This window comes from Labilibaculum manganireducens (genome assembly GCF_963665805.2).
Taxonomy (GTDB): Bacteria; Bacteroidota; Bacteroidia; order Bacteroidales; family Marinifilaceae; genus Labilibaculum; species Labilibaculum manganireducens.
On record NZ_CAXXEE010000003.1, the window covers coordinates 3,125,596 to 3,146,424 of the forward strand.

General features: G+C 35.9%; 18 protein-coding genes. 7 read left to right on the forward strand and 11 right to left on the reverse strand.

All coding sequences use genetic code 11. From position 1 onward, the window contains the following. The first annotated feature begins 812 nt into the window (after positions 1-812). Complete coding sequence (locus tag ACHZAX_RS12185) at positions 813-1,352, forward strand: hypothetical protein (RefSeq protein ID WP_101308004.1); 540 nt, start codon at positions 813-815, stop codon at positions 1,350-1,352. Between the two features lie 115 nt (positions 1,353-1,467). On the opposite strand, the gene ACHZAX_RS12190 is transcribed toward ACHZAX_RS12185, so the two are convergent. Next, entirely contained in the window at positions 1,468-1,758 is a 291-nt protein-coding gene (locus tag ACHZAX_RS12190; RefSeq protein WP_101308005.1) for a tetratricopeptide repeat protein, read from the reverse strand. Between the two features lie 149 nt (positions 1,759-1,907). Between ACHZAX_RS12190 and ACHZAX_RS12195 the strand changes: the two genes are divergently transcribed. Further along, positions 1,908-2,504, forward strand: a complete 597-nt coding sequence (locus ACHZAX_RS12195; RefSeq protein WP_320019309.1) for a flavin reductase family protein — start codon at positions 1,908-1,910, stop codon at positions 2,502-2,504. A 631-nt stretch (positions 2,505-3,135) separates the two neighbouring features. Here the strand turns inward: ACHZAX_RS12195 and ACHZAX_RS12200 are convergent. The 3 genes from ACHZAX_RS12200 to ACHZAX_RS12210 all read right to left on the reverse strand — a co-directional run bounded on the left by ACHZAX_RS12200 (position 3,136) and on the right by ACHZAX_RS12210 (position 7,262). After that, positions 3,136-3,597, reverse strand: a complete 462-nt coding sequence (locus tag ACHZAX_RS12200) for a DUF4293 domain-containing protein (RefSeq protein ID WP_320019310.1) — start codon at positions 3,595-3,597, stop codon at positions 3,136-3,138. A 204-nt stretch (positions 3,598-3,801) separates the two neighbouring features. Next, positions 3,802-6,231: a DUF5916 domain-containing protein gene (locus tag ACHZAX_RS12205; protein ID WP_320019311.1), complete on the reverse strand. Its 2,430-nt coding sequence runs from the start codon at positions 6,229-6,231 to the stop codon at positions 3,802-3,804. A 218-nt stretch (positions 6,232-6,449) separates the two neighbouring features. Next, entirely contained in the window at positions 6,450-7,262 is an 813-nt protein-coding gene (locus ACHZAX_RS12210; protein WP_101308009.1) for a prohibitin family protein, read from the reverse strand. A gap of 185 nt (positions 7,263-7,447) precedes the next feature. On the opposite strand from ACHZAX_RS12210, the gene ACHZAX_RS12215 reads away from it, so the two are divergent. Next, the gene (locus ACHZAX_RS12215) at positions 7,448-8,323 is read left to right on the forward strand and encodes a nucleoside phosphorylase (protein ID WP_320019312.1); all 876 of its coding nucleotides are present in this window, start codon (positions 7,448-7,450) and stop codon (positions 8,321-8,323) included. 88 nt (positions 8,324-8,411) lie between these two features. Beyond that, a complete protein-coding gene (locus ACHZAX_RS12220) occupies positions 8,412-9,272 on the forward strand; it encodes a transglutaminase family protein (protein WP_320019313.1) in 861 nt (286 codons plus the stop codon). Between the two features lie 49 nt (positions 9,273-9,321). Here the strand turns inward: ACHZAX_RS12220 and rny are convergent, their stop codons facing one another. The 3 genes from rny to ACHZAX_RS12235 all read right to left on the reverse strand — a co-directional run bounded on the left by rny (position 9,322) and on the right by ACHZAX_RS12235 (position 11,644). Continuing rightward, positions 9,322-10,854, reverse strand: a complete 1,533-nt coding sequence (rny, locus tag ACHZAX_RS12225) for a ribonuclease Y (RefSeq protein ID WP_101308012.1) — start codon at positions 10,852-10,854, stop codon at positions 9,322-9,324. A 193-nt stretch (positions 10,855-11,047) separates the two neighbouring features. Further along, positions 11,048-11,338, reverse strand: a complete 291-nt coding sequence (locus tag ACHZAX_RS12230; protein ID WP_101308013.1) for a cell division protein ZapA — start codon at positions 11,336-11,338, stop codon at positions 11,048-11,050. A 9-nt stretch (positions 11,339-11,347) separates the two neighbouring features. Continuing rightward, a complete protein-coding gene (locus ACHZAX_RS12235) occupies positions 11,348-11,644 on the reverse strand; it encodes a hypothetical protein (protein WP_101308014.1) in 297 nt (98 codons plus the stop codon). Positions 11,645-11,780: 136 nt separating this feature from the next. On the opposite strand from ACHZAX_RS12235, the gene ACHZAX_RS12240 reads away from it, so the two are divergent. From ACHZAX_RS12240 to rplS, 3 genes are all read left to right on the forward strand, one after another. Continuing rightward, positions 11,781-13,511, forward strand: a complete 1,731-nt coding sequence (locus ACHZAX_RS12240; RefSeq protein WP_320019314.1) for a M23 family metallopeptidase — start codon at positions 11,781-11,783, stop codon at positions 13,509-13,511. 169 nt (positions 13,512-13,680) lie between these two features. Next, positions 13,681-15,393: a dipeptidase gene (locus tag ACHZAX_RS12245; protein ID WP_320019315.1), complete on the forward strand. Its 1,713-nt coding sequence runs from the start codon at positions 13,681-13,683 to the stop codon at positions 15,391-15,393. 265 nt (positions 15,394-15,658) lie between these two features. Next, the gene (rplS, locus tag ACHZAX_RS12250; protein WP_101308017.1) at positions 15,659-16,006 is read left to right on the forward strand and encodes a 50S ribosomal protein L19; all 348 of its coding nucleotides are present in this window, start codon (positions 15,659-15,661) and stop codon (positions 16,004-16,006) included. Between the two features lie 99 nt (positions 16,007-16,105). Here the strand turns inward: rplS and ACHZAX_RS12255 are convergent, their stop codons facing one another. From ACHZAX_RS12255 to ACHZAX_RS12270, 4 genes are all read right to left on the reverse strand, one after another. Beyond that, positions 16,106-17,647: a carboxypeptidase regulatory-like domain-containing protein gene (locus ACHZAX_RS12255; RefSeq protein WP_320019316.1), complete on the reverse strand. Its 1,542-nt coding sequence runs from the start codon at positions 17,645-17,647 to the stop codon at positions 16,106-16,108. Between the two features lie 28 nt (positions 17,648-17,675). Beyond that, entirely contained in the window at positions 17,676-18,056 is a 381-nt protein-coding gene (locus ACHZAX_RS12260) for a hypothetical protein (RefSeq protein WP_320019317.1), read from the reverse strand. Positions 18,057-18,232: 176 nt separating this feature from the next. Then, on the reverse strand, positions 18,233-18,766 hold the full coding sequence (locus tag ACHZAX_RS12265; RefSeq protein WP_320019318.1) for a hypothetical protein: 534 nt from the start codon (positions 18,764-18,766) through the stop codon (positions 18,233-18,235). Positions 18,767-18,842: 76 nt separating this feature from the next. Then, positions 18,843-20,486 carry a hypothetical protein gene (locus ACHZAX_RS12270; RefSeq protein ID WP_320019319.1) on the reverse strand — a complete coding sequence of 548 codons (1,644 nt, stop codon included), beginning with the start codon at positions 20,484-20,486 and terminating at the stop codon, positions 18,843-18,845. Positions 20,487-20,829: the final 343 nt, after the last annotated feature.

Consider the following 20,829-nt stretch of genomic DNA (forward strand, 5'->3'; position numbering starts at 1 on the left):
TACGTTAATATTACAGCTATCTAAATTATCATTTTATCACTCAATAAAAAAGACAATAAGTAAATTTATTTTGTTTTACACACAAAACAACTTAATAATCATGCCAAGCCCACCACCGTAGCCTTACAAAACACCAGTAAAACATAAGCATACACAACTGCCAATTTCTTATTTATACTAAAAATAAACAGTAAAAAACCACCATTTCCCTTTGTGGGTATCCAAATTAAGTCTTAAACGAAGCAGCCCTGCATTGCCTGGAGCCCTGCCGGCACTTTTGCTTTCGTGCCCTGCATTGATGAAAACCCTCACCACACTGCCTTGCTGATATCCCGCACCACTGCCAACCTACCTGGTAAATTTGCTTTTGCCTCCGGCAAACCTGCCAGCCTGCTTCCCGCTTTTACGAACGCCTCCTGCACCACTGCAAGCCTCAATGCCAACATTGCGATGCAGGCTCACACTTGTGCGGGCATCGCTCCAAAAATTGCCGGCAGGGCAAACAGCAGGTTAAGATGCCCACCAAAACAGTACAAACCGGGCTTTTAGTTCGTTAACTATGCCACCCCAATTTTACGAGCAGGGCTTTTACTGAGTGAAGATGGTGCTCGTGAGTGTTTGGTGGGGGCTTTGAATGTATCGAGGAGATTTTCCAATCTATAACGATTATATCCTTTCAGAGGTAAATTGAATGTGCTTGTTTTAATAGAGAAGCTTGTGTGTTTCAAGACAATAAAAACACTTAACAATATTTTGCAACAACATAATAAAGCTTTACATTTGGTTTAACCTTAACCCTAAACTACTATATCATGACTATCCCAATCGAAACAAGTTCCCTTAACTGGAGTGATTTAATTTCCTTATTCGTTGGTATTTGTGCTCTTATCACTGCAATTGTCTCTATACTACTAACCCGAAAAATTTCAAGAAATTCTGTAAAGCCCCTTATTTCAACTATCTCCAGATCTGGCGAAAAGCAATGTGGAATGAAAATGAAAAATTATGGTAATGCACCAGCAGTCATTACTAAAATACAATTCACAAATAAAGCAACCAATTTGGTATTTAATGGATTTCCAAAAGCATTTCCAATTCCTTCAGAATATTGGGAAAACTATATTTATTTCACAGCAGATAAATATTATCTAAGTGCTGGAGAAGAAATCATCTTGGGAATTATTGACAAGCAACATTTAGCTAAAGCACCAAAAAAGAAAAGCTATTTAGATATGAAGAAGGAGTATGACATATTTAAACAAAACGTATCAACCTATATTGAATATGAGGATGTGTATGGTAATAAAATGCCCCCTTATTATAGAGCCAGTATCATTAGTCTAACAAACTAACTTAAGAAAAAAAAATCCGCGAAATGATTTTACATTTCATAAGATTTAGCACTGAAAATAAAGCCTAACAATCCAAAATTGTTAGGCTTTTGTAATTCTTACACCCAATCCATTTTTAAGGATTGTACAAATCGGGATTGAAAAAATTCATGATGGATTGAATCATCTCTATTTTTACGTTTGCCTTTTTATGATCTGGCTGCAGATCGGTAACCCGAATATAGGCGCTTAGAGCTTTTGGCAGCTCGCCCAACTGGTGATGCATTTCGCCTACCTTAAAATGAGCTTCTGCATTGTCTTTATCCAACACCGCAATTTCTTTGTATTTCTCTAAGGCAGAACGAAAATCCCCTTCACTTTCGAACTTTTGCGCGTCTATCTGTATATTTTCAATATCCTTGTTCATGTTTTTTGTTGTTTCGGCAAAGCAATCGGCCTGCCTGTGTTTGTGTGAAGCAAATGTAAGGAAATTTGAATTTGTTTGGATTAATTGTGTGCATCTTATCGGTAAAGAAACAGTTATTTGTAATTTTGCGTCACTAAAACGCTACAAGTATGACAAAACAACACTGGAAACCCGGAACCATGGTTTATCCCCTGCCTGCCGTAATGGTAAGCTGTGGCAGCACACCCGAAAATTACAACATCATCACCATTGCCTGGACAGGAACCATTTGCTCCGATCCGGCCATGTGTTACATATCTGTTCGCAAGAACCGTCACTCCTACAACATCATAAAAGAAAGCGGCGAATTTGTAATCAACCTTACCACAAAAGATTTGGCATTCGCTACCGATTGGTGCGGTGTAAAATCGGGCAAGGATTTCGACAAATTCAAGGAAATGAAACTTACGCCCGGCAAATCGAAAGAAATATCAGCTCCCATTATCGAGGAATCGCCACTGAGCATAGAGTGCAAGGTGACTAAAATAGTTGAATTGGGTTCGCACGATATGTTTATGGCCGAAGTGGTAAACGTTCAAGCCGATGAACGATACATCAACGAAAAAGGGGAATTCTCACTGGCCAAATCAGGACCATTGGTTTACTCGCACGGTCACTACTTCGAATTGGGAGAGCTAATCGGTCGTTTTGGCTACTCGGTAATGAAAAAGAAAACCAAGGAAAAAATTAAAAAGTCGAAAGGGTAGGAAAAATCTGGAAGGGTCTGGAATAGTCCAAAGGTCTTGAAGGGTCTGGAAAAGTCGAAGGTCAAAAGAGAATTGAGACTGCTTACTGATCTCTGCTTTACGATCATCCAAAACACCCCTCTCCCTGTCGGTATCTCCCCTAAAAAGGGAGAAATTCACCAAATTAAGATTTACTGATAACTCTTAACAAACAAAACCGGCCTTTTGAGCCGGTTTTGTTAGTTTATTTTAGGTGCTTACCGAATCCGATCCATCAATCAGCGCACCAATTGGCATTCAGTTCGACGGTGGGCCCCATAGGTGAAAAAGGCGTTAAAAACAGAATTCCATGAGCGAGGTACGAGAGAATATTATTCTGTTTAGACTTTGAACCGTAATGGGTAACAAAGAACTGCAGCCTAGCCCTTTTGGTTCTTTTATGGTGATGATAAAAGAACAGCCCGTCTGGCTTGAAGACAAAAGAGCAAAAGAGAAGTGAAATTTAAAATATGAGACCAAAACACCCCTCTCCCTGTCGGGATCTCCCCTGAAAGGGAGAAATTCACCAAATTAAGATTTACTGATAAGTCTTAACTAATAACCAACAAAAAACCGGCCTTTTGAGCCGGTTTTGTTAGTTTATTTTAGGCGCTCACCGAATCCGATCCATCGAGCGGATTAAAGCTTCATCTTTACCAATTTCGCGTATTGCCAAATAGCTCAACACCAATGCAACCAAGGGAAATGCGTTGATTAAGCTGTAAGTTGGAATGGCATTTAATTCAGTTGCCTGACTGCTTATGCTGTAATAGATCAATCCCATTGCACCAATCATGCAAATCATATTGAACACCGTTAAACGAATCTGCAGCATTCTTTTCTTGAATAAGAAAATAGTAACGAAACTAATTAAGGCAATAATGCTTAACAAGATAGCAACCGGCATGGCATTAAAAACGGCAGGCTCTCCTTCCTGCAAAGCAGGAATTCCACGGTATAAAAATTGGTATACTGCACCCGATACATCTACCAATTCCGCTAAGGGAAAAAAGAACATCACTGCAATTAAAATAAAACTCCCAAACAGGTATAAAGACTGAATTCTTTGTATCATCGTATTTCTATTTTTTTTGTACAAATTTAAACTTAAATACAAAAGCAGCAAACTTTCGTTTACTGCTTTTTACCATCATTACTTACAACTAACTAATCACACTAGTAAAAAAATACTCTTGCCCTGCAGAAATCCCCCTAATCACAAAGCAAATTTTCTATCAGCTTTTGCAGCAAGTTACATCTGCAAAATTTAAGCAGGCTATTAACCTTTTCGTTTTAACGACATATAGTCGATATAATAAATCACTTTAACAGACAGACTGTTAAACTGCGTTGCATCAAATGTATTCTTCAGATTATTCACAAAACGATGAGCAATTTTATCATCTTCGCTAAATATTGTGTTCTTCCAGACTACTGCTAATTCACTTCCCGGAGCAAATCTCCACGAGTACACCATGTCAATAGTAAAGTTGTTAAAATTGATGTCGTTGTTCTCATTGTAATCTGTGGAATTTAAGCCTCCATCCGATCGCAAAGTATAAAAACTGTTGTATTCCGCTTTTGCCCAATAATGCCTTACCTTCATGCTTAACGAGCTTTTATTGTTGAAAATAAAACTTCCGGTGAGCTTATTCTCCAAATAAGAATTAGTTCTGTCTCCGATATAAACTGTTGTTTTGCCATTAATTTCTTCATCATCAACATAACCCAAATCATTCAAATTCCTTCCCCACTCCAACTGATAACTCATCACAAAACGATCACTAAAACGATAGCGTGGTTCAATCTCAAATTCAAACACCTGTAAATTATCGTTTGACAATCTTTTGCCGTACTCACCCCGAACATCAATGGCAAATGCCTTCCTGTAATCCGATGAAATCCATGCTCCTGCAAATGCCGACGATCCTTTTCGCAACTTTAATCCATCAACTCTTGGTTCATCCCAGTCGTACTGATGCAATGGCCGGAAGTTACCATAAATGCCCACATCGGTATAACTTTTAAATTTCACATGTGCATCATAAAAAATAGTAAAGCGCGAAAACCTTGCAGGTGCATATCTTGCCTCATGATTAAATTGTAAATTCCAATTTCGTGCCAGAATACTGCCTTTCGGTTCTGAATTATTATAATAAAAACCCAGATTATTATTGATTAGATTGTTTCGGCTTAAATACCCCATATCGTTAGGATTGTATTTATCCGAAATCATTCTGTGGTAAAAATCCCAGGTAAATTTCCCCTTAATTCTACCAAACTCCAGCTCATGATAATGACCGATTTCATCCGATTCCCCTTTGCCGAACCGTGCAGAAACAATCCCCGTGCCCTTTAAACAATACGAGCGTTCTTTATTCCGGAATTCAAACTCGGTACCGCTTACATTCGCCACATAATCCAACTCAGGCATGTACACATTTGTATTAAACAAACTGACATACGACTCATTTTTTAAACTCTGATCGAACACCAACATATTGTAATTCGAAAATGGCTGCGTTTTAACCTTTCTGCTATCTCCTGTAAGGGTATCGGTAACTTCGGCATAGGTATTTTTAGTCATCGCATTAAAAACACCAATTCCCAATCCCTTTGCATTGCGGCCCGAAATTTTTGTTGCATTAATAATTTTTGCCTCAATAGGATTTTCTGTGATGTCCTCATTCTCATTTAGCTGCTCTTCTACATCATCCATATAAACAGGACGACCACCAATTCTGCGGGAATAGAAAATCTCTCCCCGGTCAAACAACTCCGTGGCCTCGGTAAAGAACTGTCTGTTCTCATCAAATTTAACCTCAAAGGGTGATAAATTCAGAATTTCATCATCCGACTGCACCTGTCCAAAATCAGGAATCAGCATCATATCCAAGGTGTAACTTTCGTTGATTCCATATTTTAAATCCATTCCTCCCCGGTAGTTCACATCAACCGCCGATTTATCGGAAGATTTGTCGAAATAGGTAGAAAAATAAGGTGTAAATGACAGGCGAACAGGAGGATGTACATTCTCAATTCCTTTCATAACGCCACTCTGACTTACCCAGCCATCTTCTTCTTTATCAATAAAATTCCATGTAACTTTTTCACGTACACTCTGAATGTTTCGAACAATATTTATTCCCCACTCCTGAATTTCTTTTGCCGGAAAGCGCAATGCGGAGTAAGGTATTTCCATTTCGGTACTCCAGCCTTTTTCATTAATAATGACAGCACTATTCCAAACAGCATTCCAGCTTGAATCTTCGTTCCCCTTAACAACTTTGGCGTCCCACTGCACTCCTGCCGGAGTTACAATAAATTCAAAAGCATCCAATCCAGTATTAAAAGGGTCAATTACCAAAGATAAGAAGTCAGTATTATTCAGATCATCCCGCTTACTTAATTCTTTAAGAATCCCAGCAGGATTATTATCATACATCATCACACCAACAATAATGGAATGATCCGTATAGACAATTTTCACCTCTGTTTTAAAATTGGAAGGCTCTCCATTCGAAGGCTCATACTGAATAAAATTGCCTGCAACCGGAATACCTTTCCAAACTTCATCAGTAAGATTTCCATCAATCACAGGTTTAGTTGTAACTCGAACAGCAGTAAGTTCTTTTTTGGGTGCTAAGCCGTGTGCGGGCAAAGCGAATACGATTGTAATCTGGCAAACCAGTAACAGCACTCTCTTCATGGTGGTAATAAACATATAGGGGTTTAGCAAAAAAAAATGTGGTTAACTCTCCACCCTACTATCACATTCTATGCCAACAACACAACATCAGCTAATCTACAGACATTTAGTGTTTTTCGAACAAGAATAAACTGAACGTTTACGAAACAATGCTGTTCGCATACGGACAAAAAAAACCGCTTGATTGCTCAAGCGGTTTTATATTTTAGTGAAAAATCTTAATTATTTCCAAGAATTAATGGCATTCCATCTTTTCCGCTTCCAATTACTACCACTTTAGCATTTGGAGATTCAGAAAGTTTAATGGTAGCTTCTATACCACGCATTTTCAAAAGGGCATCAGTTAAACTGCTGTTGATAATCTTATTGGCAACAGCTTCACCATCTGCTGCGATACGTTTTCTTTCCGCCTCACTTTTTTCTTTATCCAATCTAAACTGATAGGCTAAAGCCTCTTGCTCCTGCTGCAATTTGCTTTCAATAGCTGTTTTAATTTTTGCCGGAAGATTTATGGAACGAATCAACAAGGCCTTCATTTGAATGTTATTCTTATGCAGAATTAATGAAGTTTCCTGAATAATTGCATCTTCCACCTCTTTTCTTCTTGTGGAATAAATTTCTTCCGCATTGTACCTTCCTGCAACCTGTCTAACCGAAGAACGAACCTCAGGTATTACAAGTTGATTAATATAGTCCTTACCAAAGACTTCATGCAAATATCCAATTTTATCGTACTCCGGATTAAATCGAACAGATACATCAATATTCAGCGACAAACCACTTTTATCCAAAACATCCATGGTTTCTTCACTTTTCTGTTCACGAACCACATAAACATTCATTTTATTCCAAGGAGCAATAATATGGAAACCTGGCTGAGCAACATGCTCTTTATCTAATCCTCCCGAAAATTTACGGAAAATAACTCCTCGTTCACCCGGTTGCAATGTAACAAACATACTTGATCCTGATAAGATCAGGATTACGGCCAATATACCTAGAACAATTAAAAAATAAGGTTGCTTCTTCATGATTTTGTATTTCAATTATATTTCTAATTCCTGTTAAATGTACTACAATTATGTCATATTTAGAAGAATATTGCAAGTGTAATTTTGAAAATCACATCTCTTATCAAAAGAAACTATTTAGTTAGTTTGCAGATTGATTTTTTTTACATATTTTCGGCTCTTTACTCTTGTAAATTTTAAAAATCATGGAAAAAATAAAATCATCAGAATTAATAATAAATCCTGACGGAAGTGTTTTTCACTTACACCTTAAACCGGAACATCTTGCTGACACAGTAATTCTCGTTGGAGATCCCGGACGCGTAGAGTTAGTTGCAAGTTATTTTGACAGTGTGGAATGTACGATATCAAACCGCGAGTTTGTAACAAAAACCGGAAGCTATAAAGGAAAAAGGTTTTCTGTTCTTTCAACAGGAATTGGTACCGACAACATAGATATCGTAGTGAACGAATTAGATGCTTTGGTAAACATCGATTTGGAAACACGAACACCTAAAAAAGAACATTCCACTTTAAATTTGGTTAGAATTGGAACTTCCGGAGCTTTACAGGGAAATATTCCTGTTGATTCCTTTCTGCTGTCAAACAAATCGATAGGTTTTGACGGGATGCTGAATTTTTATGCCGACAGAGATTCCGTATCCGAATTGGATTTCGAAGATGCATTTAAAAAGTTTGTAAATTGGGATCAAAAACTAGCTTCTCCCTATGTTGTTCCTGCCTCAAAAAGTCTGTTGGACATTCTAGATGGCGACGACATGACAAGAGGTGTTACTATCTCAGCAAATGGATTTTACGGACCTCAAGGCAGAGTTCTTCGCCTTCAGACTTTGGATCCTGATTTGAATGATAAAATCGAAAAATTCGAATACAAAGGAGAGAAGATCACCAATTACGAAATGGAAAGTTCTGCAATATTCGGGCTTTCTGCAATGTTAGGACATGAGTCGGTTGCCGTTTGTGCAATAATTGCGAATAGAATTACTAAGGATGCCAGTAAAGATTATCATCCAACGATAAAAAAACTAATTCAAACCGTTTTAGATCGACTAAGTAAATAGCTTTTACTCTTACTATCAAAGATTTAACCCGCAGGATTGCTTTTCCTTGCGGGTTTTACTATATTTAGTGAGGACAAAACCTGTTATCATGAATAAGAATAAGTTAGAAGCTCTATTATCCTTACTAGACGATCCAGACAAAGAAATTCATAAAAGTGTCGAAAAAGAACTGATGGAGTTACCGGTTAGTACGATCCCACAACTGGAAGATTTCTGGCTGGAATCTAAGAATCCTATCTTTCAGGAAAGACTGGAAATGGTAATCAACAAAATTCAGTTTAAGACCGTTAAGAAAGAGCTTATTGAATGGAGTTCCAATAAAAACCCGAATTTAATAGATGGCGCTATTCTGGTAAATAAGAGCTACAATCCAAATCTGTTAATAGATCCTATCCGAAAAAGTATCCAGAAAATAAAAGATGATGTAAGCTTAGAAATAAACGATAATCTTACCGCACTGGAAAAAATTAAGATTCTAAATCATTTTTTCTACAATATATATAACTATCAGGCTCTCTCTCCAAATCAACCCACAAACTGGGATGGTGATATCAGTACAGTATTATCACAAAAGCATGGTAATTATATAATAATTGCAATTATTTATGCCGGTATTGCTCAGGAACTAAACATTCCCGTATATGGAATAAATCTTCCGGGCAGTGTTTTTCTTTGTTATAATAATGAATCATCTGCCAAATCAAATATAGAAAACACCAATTCAATTCTTTTTTACATCAATCCTATTGATAAAGGAACTGTCTTTGGACAGAAGGATCTACAATATATTATTAAAAGCAAAAACATTGCAAACAGAGCCCAATTCTATAAATTGGCATCCAACACAAGTATGATTAAAAGATTGGTTCAACATGAAATTAATGTGTACAAAAAACTGAACCTAAATAGTTTTATACCCAATTTTAAAGAATTATTTCGCTCCATATAAAAAAAGCCCGTTTCATTACGAAACGGGCTTTTCACTATTTTATACTTTATTACTTCGCGTAATTAATCGCTCTCGTTTCTCTAATTACTGTAATCTTCACCTGACCCGGATAGGTCATTTCGTCCTGAATTTTTTGGGCAATATCCAAAGACAATGTTTCAGCTTCTTTGTCAGAAACTTTATCGCTGCCAACAATTACTCTCAATTCTCTACCTGCCTGAATAGCATATGTTTTAAGCACGCCAGGATGCGACAATGCCAAATTCTCAAGATCCTTCAATCTCTTGATATATGACTCTACAATTTCCCTTCTTGCTCCAGGACGTGCACCTGAAATAGCATCACAAGCCTGAATAATCGGAGAAATCATTGATGTCATTTCAATTTCGTCGTGGTGAGCACCGATTGCATTACAGATATCCGGCTTCTCTTTGTACTTTTCGGCCAATTTCATACCCAAAATTGCATGCGGCAATTCAGGCTCTTCATCCGGTACCTTTCCAATATCATGCAACAGACCGGCACGTTTTGCTCTTTTTGCATTCAATCCAAGCTCAGTTGCCATGATTGCACAAAGATTAGCTGTTTCTCTGGAATGTTGTAATAAATTTTGTCCGTAAGACGAACGATACTTCATTTTACCAACCAAACGAATCAATTCTGGATGCAATCCATGGACACCCAAGTCAATTGCAGTACGTTTTCCAGTCTCAATAATTTCTTCTTCAATCTGCTTGCGCACCTTATTAACAACCTCTTCAATTCTTGCCGGGTGAATACGTCCATCAGTAACTAATTGATGCAGTGCCAATCTGGCAATTTCCCGTCGTACAGGATCAAAACCAGAAAGAACAATAGCTTCAGGAGTATCATCTACAATTATTTCAATACCTGTAGCCGCTTCCAAGGCACGAATGTTCCGTCCTTCCCGACCAATAATTCTACCTTTTATTTCATCTGATTCGATATGGAAAATTGTAACTGAATTTTCAATCGCAGTTTCAGTAGCTACCCGCTGAATCGTTTTCACAACCACTTTCTTAGCTTCCATATTAGCAGTCATCTTGGCCTCTTCCATGATTTCGTTCACGTAAGACATGGCTTCGGTTTTCGCTACATCGCGCATAGAATCGATCAACTGAGTTTTAGCCTCTTCGCCGGACAAGCCGGAAATCTTTTCCAACTGCTCGATTTGCTGCTTTTTAGCCTTCTCCAACTCATCGGATTTTCTTTCTACCAAATCAATTTGAACGGTCAAATTCTCTCGAACGATATCAACCTCTTTCTTCTTGCGTTGAAATTCATCTATCCGTTGATTTAAAGCATTTTCCCTTTGTTTGTATTTCGTCTCAGCCGCAAGTAATTTATTATTTCTTGAGTTGATTTGTTTCTCATGCTCTGTTTTCAATTGGAAAAATTTCTCTTTTGCCTGAAGAATCTTATCTTTTTTGATCACTTCTGCTTCCGATTGCGCATCCCTGATTATTGAGCTGCTCCTGGCTTTAAGAGTCTTTTGCAAAACAAAGTAAGAAACGATGCCACCACCAACAAAAGCAATGGACCCTATTATTATTTCAATCATATCATAGAATATTAAGTCAGTATTATTATATATATAAAATGCAACCCGCACTATCACTCAGGCTTACAACAATAACGTTCAATAGTCCTTTCCTGTCTCACCATAAGATACAAGAAAAATGACTACAAAACATTAAAATTGCGATCAGCTTAAGAAATAATGCGGGTTACAACTTTCCTACCAAGAATGTAAACTACTCTTTATCTAAAAATTCTCTTAACTCCTGTTCCATTGCCTTGACCTCTTCAAGAACCGGGGAAACATCAGTTTTATTTTCAGCTTCAATAACCTTAATTACGTACTGTAACGAAGCCATTGCTAAAAAATCCTGAGTATCTTTATCTTTATATCGTTGTTTGTATTGCAATACTTTTTCATTAATCATTTTTGCAGCTTTCCGGATAACCTCTTCCTGATTACGATCTATCTTCAAAGGATAAAACCGATCCGCTACATTAACTCTTATTGAAAGTTTTTCGTCCATAAACAAATTCTACCTGTTTAAAAGAGCAATACATTTATCAATCTCCCGCACAATTCGGTTAATTTTAACCTTAGCTTCCTGCGAATCACCGCTATTCGCAGTAAATGTTTTGGCTAACTTTAATGTATTGTATTGATGGTCGAGTTCTTCCCTTTCCCTTTTCAGGATTTCAACCTTTTCCATAAGCTCCAGTTTCTCATGAATTAAAGATTCTTTCTCCTGTTTAGATTTCCGGTACAACAAAATAAGTTCCGAAATTTGTCCTTTTAAACTATTCAGTACTTCGTTTGGCTCTTGATCCATCATTAAAATTTTTCTTTTACAAAATTAACATTGCTGAGAAGATTATCAAATATATTAGTTTGTATTTTGTAAATCATTTCAGAAAAAACAGGTTTTTTTGTAGTTTTGATAATCCTTTCACAAAACCAGCATTTATAATATGAAGATAACCAGAACATACACTATTTTCACACTATTGTCACTACTATTTTTATTTTCTAAACAAATATACTCCCAGAGTATAATATTCCCTCAAAATTATTTTCGTTCACCCGTTGATTTTGACATAACATTATCAGGTAACTTTGCAGAACTCCGTAACAATCACTTTCATTCCGGTATCGATATCAGAACATTTACAACTGGTAAAAAAGTATATGCGGTTGCTGATGGTTTCGTGAGCAGAATCAAAATATCTTCAGGAGGTTATGGAAAAGCAATTTATATCGATCATCCAAATGGTTACACCTCTGTTTTCGCGCATCTCGATCATTTCAACAAGGATATTGAAGAATTTGTCAAGTCATATCAGTATCAAAACAACACTTTCGAATTTGATTTAAATCTCAAGAATAATGAAATACAGATTAAAAAAGGTACTGTAATTGCATTTTCAGGAAATACAGGTTCTTCTGCCGGTCCGCATTTGCATTTCGAAATAAGAGATACGAAATCTGAACATCCGCTTAATCCGTTACTTTTTGGTTTCAAAATAAAGGATACTACTCCTCCAAAAATATTCAATTTTTATGCATACCCTCTCGATTCTGCAAGCAATGTAAATGGTTTAAACAGCAGACAAAGTTTTCCGGTTACTTTTTACAACAATGCATACCATTTAAAAGGCGATCCGAAATTAAAATTATTAGGAAATATTGGTTTTGCTCTTGAAACAAATGACTATATGGATAATACATGGGGAAAGTGCGGCATTTTCGACATGAAAATGAAAATAAATGACACATTAATCTCAAGTTATTCTTTTGAAGAGTTTTCTTTTGACGAATCAACCTATATCAACAGTCACCTTGATTACGAATTAAATGTATCCCATAATAAACGCATTCATAAAACTTTTAAAGAGCCAAATAATCAACTTAGCATTTATTCGAAGATGAAAAACAATGGGGTCTTTCAATTTAAAAAGAGCACTGGTTACAAAATTGACTTTTTCGTTTCCGATGCAAATCTAAATAAAAGCAGTCTTCGGGTTTACGCAGCAGGAAACGAAATTGAAAAGATTTTTCCGAAAGGTAATTTTGATGTGCTAATGAACTATGAAAAAGAGAACACTTTCAAAAAAGAAAATATAGAATTGAAATTTCCTAAGAATAGCTTCTATTCAAACATTCCGTTTACCTATTCATGCGAACAGGATTCAAACTATCTTTCGGATATTCATTACATCTGCAATGAAAACATTCCTGTACACAATTATTGCACGATATCAATAAAGCCAAAATCAATTCCTAAAGGAAAATCCGATAAGCTTCTTGTAGTCCGAATAGATGCAAAAGGAGAAATAATCAACGAAGGGGGAATTTATTTCGATTCCTCAGTAAAAACGAAATCGAGATATTTTGGAAAATTTGCTGTGAGCGCAGACACCATTTCTCCCACGATTAAACCAATTACCAATTTTCACCTTAAATCCCTTAAGGGACAAAAGTCAATCAGATTTACTATCAAAGATGAGCTTTCAGGGATAAAATCATACGAAGGATCAATTGATGGTAAATGGGTGCTATTTGAATATGACGCTAAAAATGATCTTTTATTTTATGTTTTTGATCGCAAAAGATTAGCTCCGAATAAAAACCATCAATTACAAATAAAGGTGACAGATCAAGTTCAAAACCAGAAAATATTCACAAGTAATTTCATCTGGTAGTTCAATTTATATATTCCATAAAGCTTCAGTTTATAACATATCCATTTCAAACACGATCAAAAGACCGATAAATCAGGACTTTTATCATTTTTATCTACTGATTTTTTTCTATTTTTGTACGACCGAAAACGGTTTAATTCAGTATTGAATACATTTAAAATAGTTAAACATGAAAAAGATTTTTGTAGTTGCTGCTCTTCTAATGTTGGTGTCTGCTTTTTCAACTCCAAGTGCCAGAGCATGTACTAATTACCTAATAACCCGTGGTGCTTCCACTGATGGTTCTAATATGATTACCTATGCAGCGGATTCGCATGTATTATACGGAGAACTATATTTTCGTCCGGCGGCAGATTGGCCGGAAGGAACAATGATTGATGTTTACGAATGGGATACAGGAAAATTACTTGGTAAAATTCCACAAATTCCTCATACATATTCTGTAGTTGGTAACATGAACGAATTTCAGGTGGCTATTGGAGAAACTACTTACGGAGGTCGCTCAGAATTAGGATCTCAAGAGGGAGCTGTAATTGATTACGGAAGTCTTATCTACCTGTCTCTTCAGAGATCAAAAAGCGCACGTGAAGCGATTAAAGTAATGACTGAGTTGGTTGAAACCTACGGATATTACAGTTCAGGAGAGTCTTTCTCAATTTCTGATGCTAACGAAGTTTGGATTTTAGAGTTGATTGGTAAAGGTAATGGCGAAAAAGGTGCAGTTTGGGTAGCTCGTATGATTCCTGACGGATATGTTAGTGGTCACGCTAATCAAGCAAGAATCACTACTTTCCCATTAGAAGGTAAAACGTCTATCTCTTCTGATAAAATGGATAAAATTTTCAATCCTGAAGTTCAAAATATTTATGCAAAAGATGTTATTTCATTTGCAAAAGAAAAAGGATACTATCCTAAAGAAGGAAAAAATAAAGATTTTAGTTTTTCTGACACCTATGCTCCTGTTGATTTTGGCGGTGCCAGATTTTGTGAAATTAGAGTATGGTCTTTCTTTAACGATGTAAAAGAAGGAATGGATCAATATTTTGACTACTGCAAAGGTAAGATTGAACACGACGATAAAGGTTATGCTACCAACAGAATGCCTTTATGGATTAAACCGGATCACAAAATCAATGTACTTGAAGTAATGGATTTCATGAGAAATCATTTAGAAGGTACAGATTTAGATATGTCAAAAGATATGGGTGCAGGTCCTTACGGAAATCCATACAGATGGAGACCTTTAACCTGGAAGGTAGATGGTGTAACCTATTGTAATGAACGTGCGACTGCTACTCAACAAACAGGTTTCTCATTTGTTGCTCAAAGCAGAAACTGGTTACCTGATGCCGTTGGTGGAATTAACTGGTTTGGTGTTGATGATGCATCTTCATCAGTTTATTTCCCGGTATATTGCGGAATTACAAGGGTTCCAGCAACATTTGCCGTTGGAAATGGAAAAATAATGGATTTCACAAGTAAATCTGCATTTTGGATATTCAATCAGGTTAGTAATTTTGCCTATACCCGATACAATGTAATACATCCCGAAATTGCAGCTAAACAAAAGGCTTTAGAAACTAAATACCTTGCTTTCACCAATATCATTGATCTTGCTGCTGAAGGAATGTTTAAGAAGAACAAAGCAACAGCCATTGAATTTTTAACAGATTTCTCTTGTAACCAAGGAAATAATCTTGTTGCAGAATGGAAAGATTTTTATGGCTATCTTTTTGCTAAATTTATGGATGGAAACATCAAAGAAAAAGATGGAGACAATCAAAATCCAAAAGTTAATCAACCTGGTTACAGTGAAGAGTTTTACAAGACAATTGTAAAAACAACTGGTGACAAGCTTAAAGTTGTTGGTAATGCTCATTAGTATCAACAAATAAATACAAAAAAAGGAACCTTTTCGGTTCCTTTTTTTTGTGCCAGAACAGCTATTTAAAATCTATTATAACTATACAAATTCAATCTGTGTTTGATTTCTTTTATGAATCATGAATCATGAAGAAAAAATAACTTTATTAGGATGTTTTTATAGATTTTTTTATTAATTTCGCGTCGAATTCGTGCGTAATCTCTGACATGGTAATAGATGAATATGTTTACATTGCGTTCGTGAACTTTAACAAATTAAGACAATGGATTTAATTAAAATTGCAGAAGAAGCTTTCGCTACAGGTGTTCAAAATCCTGAATTCAAAGCAGGGGATACTATTAGTGTTTCTTACAAAATTAAAGAAGGAAACAAAGAAAGAATCCAGGTTTTTAGAGGTGTTGTTATTCAGCTTAAAGGTACTGGCACAACTAAAACTTTTACAATCAGAAAAATGTCTGGTAACGTAGGTGTTGAAAGAATTATTCCACTTTGTTCTCCATTCATCGATAAAATTGAAGTGAACAAAAGAGGTCGTGTTAGAAGAGCAAGAATTTTCTATCTACGTGCACTTACAGGTAAAAAAGCAAGAATCAAAGAAAGAAGATTCTAATTTACCTCTTTCCAAGAAATATAAAAGCTTTCCAAAATTGGAAAGCTTTTTTTATTTCGTTATGCTTTAAAAATCAAACTCTATTTAAATTTTAACAATCTAAGGATTGTACAAATCAGGCATCTCTCCATTAGAGATAATCTTTTCCCGGTTACTTCCATCCGTATCCATGATCCAAATATTCTTTTTGCCTTCATTATCATTGGCCACATTCATAAAAATGATTTTACCCCCTGTTTCGGTATACCTGGCCTGCAGATCATTGGTTCCTGCTGGTTTATCATCACCAGAAAGATCTGTCCAATTTGTTCCATCAATATTTACAGAATAAATTTTCGCATTTAGCTGTCTGCCATTATCGTCCTGAAATAGTGAATCCAAAGAAAAAATCACCTTTGTTCCATCAGGCGAAAAGTGAGGACTAGAAATAGTTCCTTCCAGATTTCCCAACAATAAAAATAAATTCGATCCATCAGGATCCATTAAATAAATTTCATTATCGTAGGGCTTCTCTCCTTGCGTAAGTACAGCAATTTTTTCTTGTGACACATTATTGAAATGAGCACTCCAATCACATGATTTAAAATGACGATTCACAGGAGCATTGGCAATTTTAGTTTCCCCGGTTCCATTATAATTTATAGTATAAAGATCGCCGTAATGACCATAAAGAATTTGATCCCCCTCCGGAGACCAAACAAAACCACTTCCACTATTATTATAGCTTACTAAAGACTTGTCGTTAGTCACCTTTACAACATTCTCACCTTTAGTATCCATTGTATAAATATGGTATTCACCGGATTTATTCGAGGCATATGCGATTAATTCTTCATTTGGTGAAATTCTAGGTGAAACTTCACTTCCCCCATCTTTGGTTAATCGAACCAAATGATTTTCTGCTAAATCCCACGAGTAAATATCTCTGGATCCTAGAGTATCTTTCACAAATAAATACCCATTCTTAGGGAAGTTTTCTGTTGTAAATCGCCATTTCTTCCCTTCAACTTCATCCAACTGTTTATTTCTAGCGACAATTTGCCATTCATAAGTTTGTTCAAATTTAAGATTTTGAACAGTAAAAGTTGTATCCAAGATATTTGAAGCAACTTTTGTACCATTCTCATCACTTGCACCTTCAAAAATAATAACATCAAAACGTAACGTATCCCCCTTTTCCGTTTCCCCATTCCTCCAAACTAGATTTACTTTATTTGGAAGTCTAGTTGCATCCTTCTGTATATCTAATGGTGAAACATATGTTATATCATCAGGAATCGTTGAATCAAGAGGAGCAATTCCCATAACCACCTGCATAACCAATTCTTTTCCTTCCTGAACCTTAACGGGTGTACTTACGGCAGTATAACCTTCTTTTTTAGCATTGACAGTTACATCACCAACATTAACCTCACTCAAACTGAAAGATCCATCTGAGTTAGTTGTCACTGATGTAGTTCCAGGATTAGTTGTAATAGTAACTCCTTCCATTGGCAAACTCCCTGCTTCTTCAGAAGTTTTAACAGTACCACTTATCGAACCAAATAATTCCGGATCAACAGTACTTTCATTGCAAGAAAAAATAATTAAAGGCAGACATAGCAAAATAAAATGCCTGAAGAGTAGGTAGAATTGTCGCATATATATTGTCAATTTTATTTTTTTTAAATTAATAATTATCTCCTTGTAAAACAACCGAATCTTGAGCAACAATCAGATTATCCTGATAAATTAATAATTTAGCTGTTAACTTATCAGCTTTGCTAAGATTTATTCTTGATTCAGAAAGAGAAGAAATGCTCTTGTCTAAAATGGTAAAGATTCCTTTCTGGATGGTTTTGGTGTCTCCTGCATGCCCTTTTTTTGTCACCTCAAAAATATATTTTAATGTTACAGAATTATACCCAACATTTTGAACATTTGCCTTTAACAAGCAGCTATGAACCTCTCTTTCCATTACAATCAAGGCTTTAACTGGCAATTGTCCCATACCCCCTACAGTATTTAAAACAAAGCACATAACAACCGAAACAGTGAGTCTTGCATACATTCCTAATTAGCTTTGATATTGTAAATCTAAATTTATTTAATATTTAGCAACGAACCAATACGGAGTCCGTTAAATTACTATAATAACTTCAAAAAAAAGTACCTATTCCCTAAATTATCTTAAAAAAAAGGGATGCCCGTAGAAGGACATCCCATCAAATTAAACCTGCTCTGTATTCACAAACCACTTTTTATTATTACATTCATACCAGTTCCAACCTGATTTACGATCATTCCGCTATTTGCCAATCCTGAATCAATCTCTAATTGGTTGTCATTACCAGACTGAGTAATTTCAAAGCTCTTATTATTCCCAATAACTTCTTGTTGCAATGAATTGTTATCACCATATTGATGAATGCTAGTGGAAATGTTTTTCCCTTGAAGTAAGGATTCAACAAGGTTTCTATCACCTGATTGTAATATTTCCAAGAGACTAGATTCTCCTTTTTGTATTGCCTTAATCAAGTTCTCCATTCCTACTTGCTGAATAATGACCAACTGTTTCTGACTAAATTGATGAAGTATCAATTCGTTCTCATTTCCTGATTGGATTGCCAAAACTTTGGTTTCAGCATTTATAGCATCAACAGCACTGGAATTTAATTGGTTTAGAATCTGATCTTCAACATTATAATTTTGTCCTACAAGATTAACGAAGCAAAATACGAACAGAGCAAACCATATATATTTTCGAATAATTACAGACATAGAAAGGTTTGTGAAAACTATTAGAGGAAAAAAATCCCGCCGAAGCGGGAATTTTTTTCTATTATATATTTTGTAATTATGGAGTTACAAAGATAGTTCCTGCATTTCCTTGCTGAGTTACAGCGAAGTTATCATTACCATCCTGAATAACTAAACCAAAATGACTATTACCAACCTGCTCAAGGAATGAAGTATTATCATCACCAAACTGATAGGTTAAACCTGTGTTATCATCACCAGTTTGAATGATTGTTGCACTATTTCTAGCTCCGTCAATCTGACCGATTACTGCAACGTTACGATCACCTTCCTGAAGGATATCTGCTAAACTTTCTTCCTGATCAACCTGGAAAACCCATCCGCGGTTATTATCACCTCTTTGCTCAACAGCTGCGTCAGAACCAGATCCGCCAAATTGTCCAACAAATGCGAAGTTATGCTCACCTTTTTGAAATACATCAGCACTATTCATTGTTCCACCAATTTGGTCAACGATCGCAGTATTACCATGATCTTTCTGAACAACTTTTGCTTTATTCATAGTACCCCACAATTGAGAAACATAAGCTGTTTGATGATCACCAAATTGCTTCACTGTAGCTTTGTCTTTATTACCAAACTTCTGAGTTACATCAGCAAAGTTTCTGTAACCATCCTGCAATACATTTACTTTACCTTTAGACTCACCAATCTGCTCAACAAATGCCCAGTTACGTGCACCCATTTGAGTTGTTTTAGCGTCATTATGATCGCCGCCAATTTGAACAGTTCTTGCGCCATTAGCCCAACCGTTCTGATCTATAGAAGCCTCATTGTCAACTCCACCTCTTTGGAAAGTTGAAGCCTGGTTAAAATAACCATTCTGATGAATCATAGCATTATTGGAATAACCACCTAATTGTGTAGTGTTAGCACGATTAAATGCTCTCAACTGAGTGATAGCGGCATTATTGAAACGACCACCTAATTGTAGAGTAGAAGCTAAATTACGATATCCCCACTGATTAATGTAGGCAGAATTGAAAGCTCCGCCTCTTTGCATTGTACTTGCTCTATTTGCTCTACCTACCTGTAAAATTTCGGCAGTTGCCATATAAGTGTACATTTGAGAAATAGATGCAGAATTATACATACCAAATTGACTTACCATAGCACTACTGTGAGCACCCATTTGATATACATCACTGTTATTAAATGCACCCCATTGAAGCACACTTGCAGTATTTGCATGATTCCCTTGCAAAACAGAAGAATAGTTTGCTAATCCCAATTGAGTTACACCTGCCGAATTTAAAAATCCATACTGCAAAACATTAGACATATTGAAAAGACCGTACTGACTTACAGCAGCAGAATTCAACATTCCCATTTGCATAATTCCTGACATGTTACCAAGTCCCATTTGATCAACAACAGCAGAATTAAAAAAACCTACCTGATCAACGTAAGAACCATTAAAAGCACCATCCTGAGTTACATCAGCACTGTTTCCAACAAGAAACTGATCGATGCTTGAGTAATTAGCAAGCCCTGTTTGATCAACAGTTGCACCATTCCATAGTCCAAGCTGATCCACATCACTGCTATTAAACCAGCCAACCTGAGTTACGCCAGCAGTGTTCAGCCAACCTGTTTGGTTGACATTCGAATTGTTTACCTGTGCAAATGCAGAAGATACTGCAAAAACAACAGCTACAAATAAAAATAAAAATTTTTTCATGGTTGAATTTTTTAAAGGTTTAAAGTGAATTAATTTTAAAAATCAATTTTAAAGGTTTAAGAGCTCTGACTGATCTAATTATGCACTTATAGCATCCTTCGATCTTTTTATCTAAATTAAGCAAAAGCCTTTCCAACCACTTATGTTTTTACACAAACGTCATTGATTTAGTGATTAAACCAAGTCTCTTTTATGCTAATCTTTATTCATTCTAAAAAAGAATAAGAAAACTTAAACAAAAGTTTAAGGAGTCTTAAATGCATGAAATTAAAAAACCGTCAAAATCGAATAAAAATCCAATTTTGACGGTCTTAAATACTATAATCAATAAATATTCTGACTA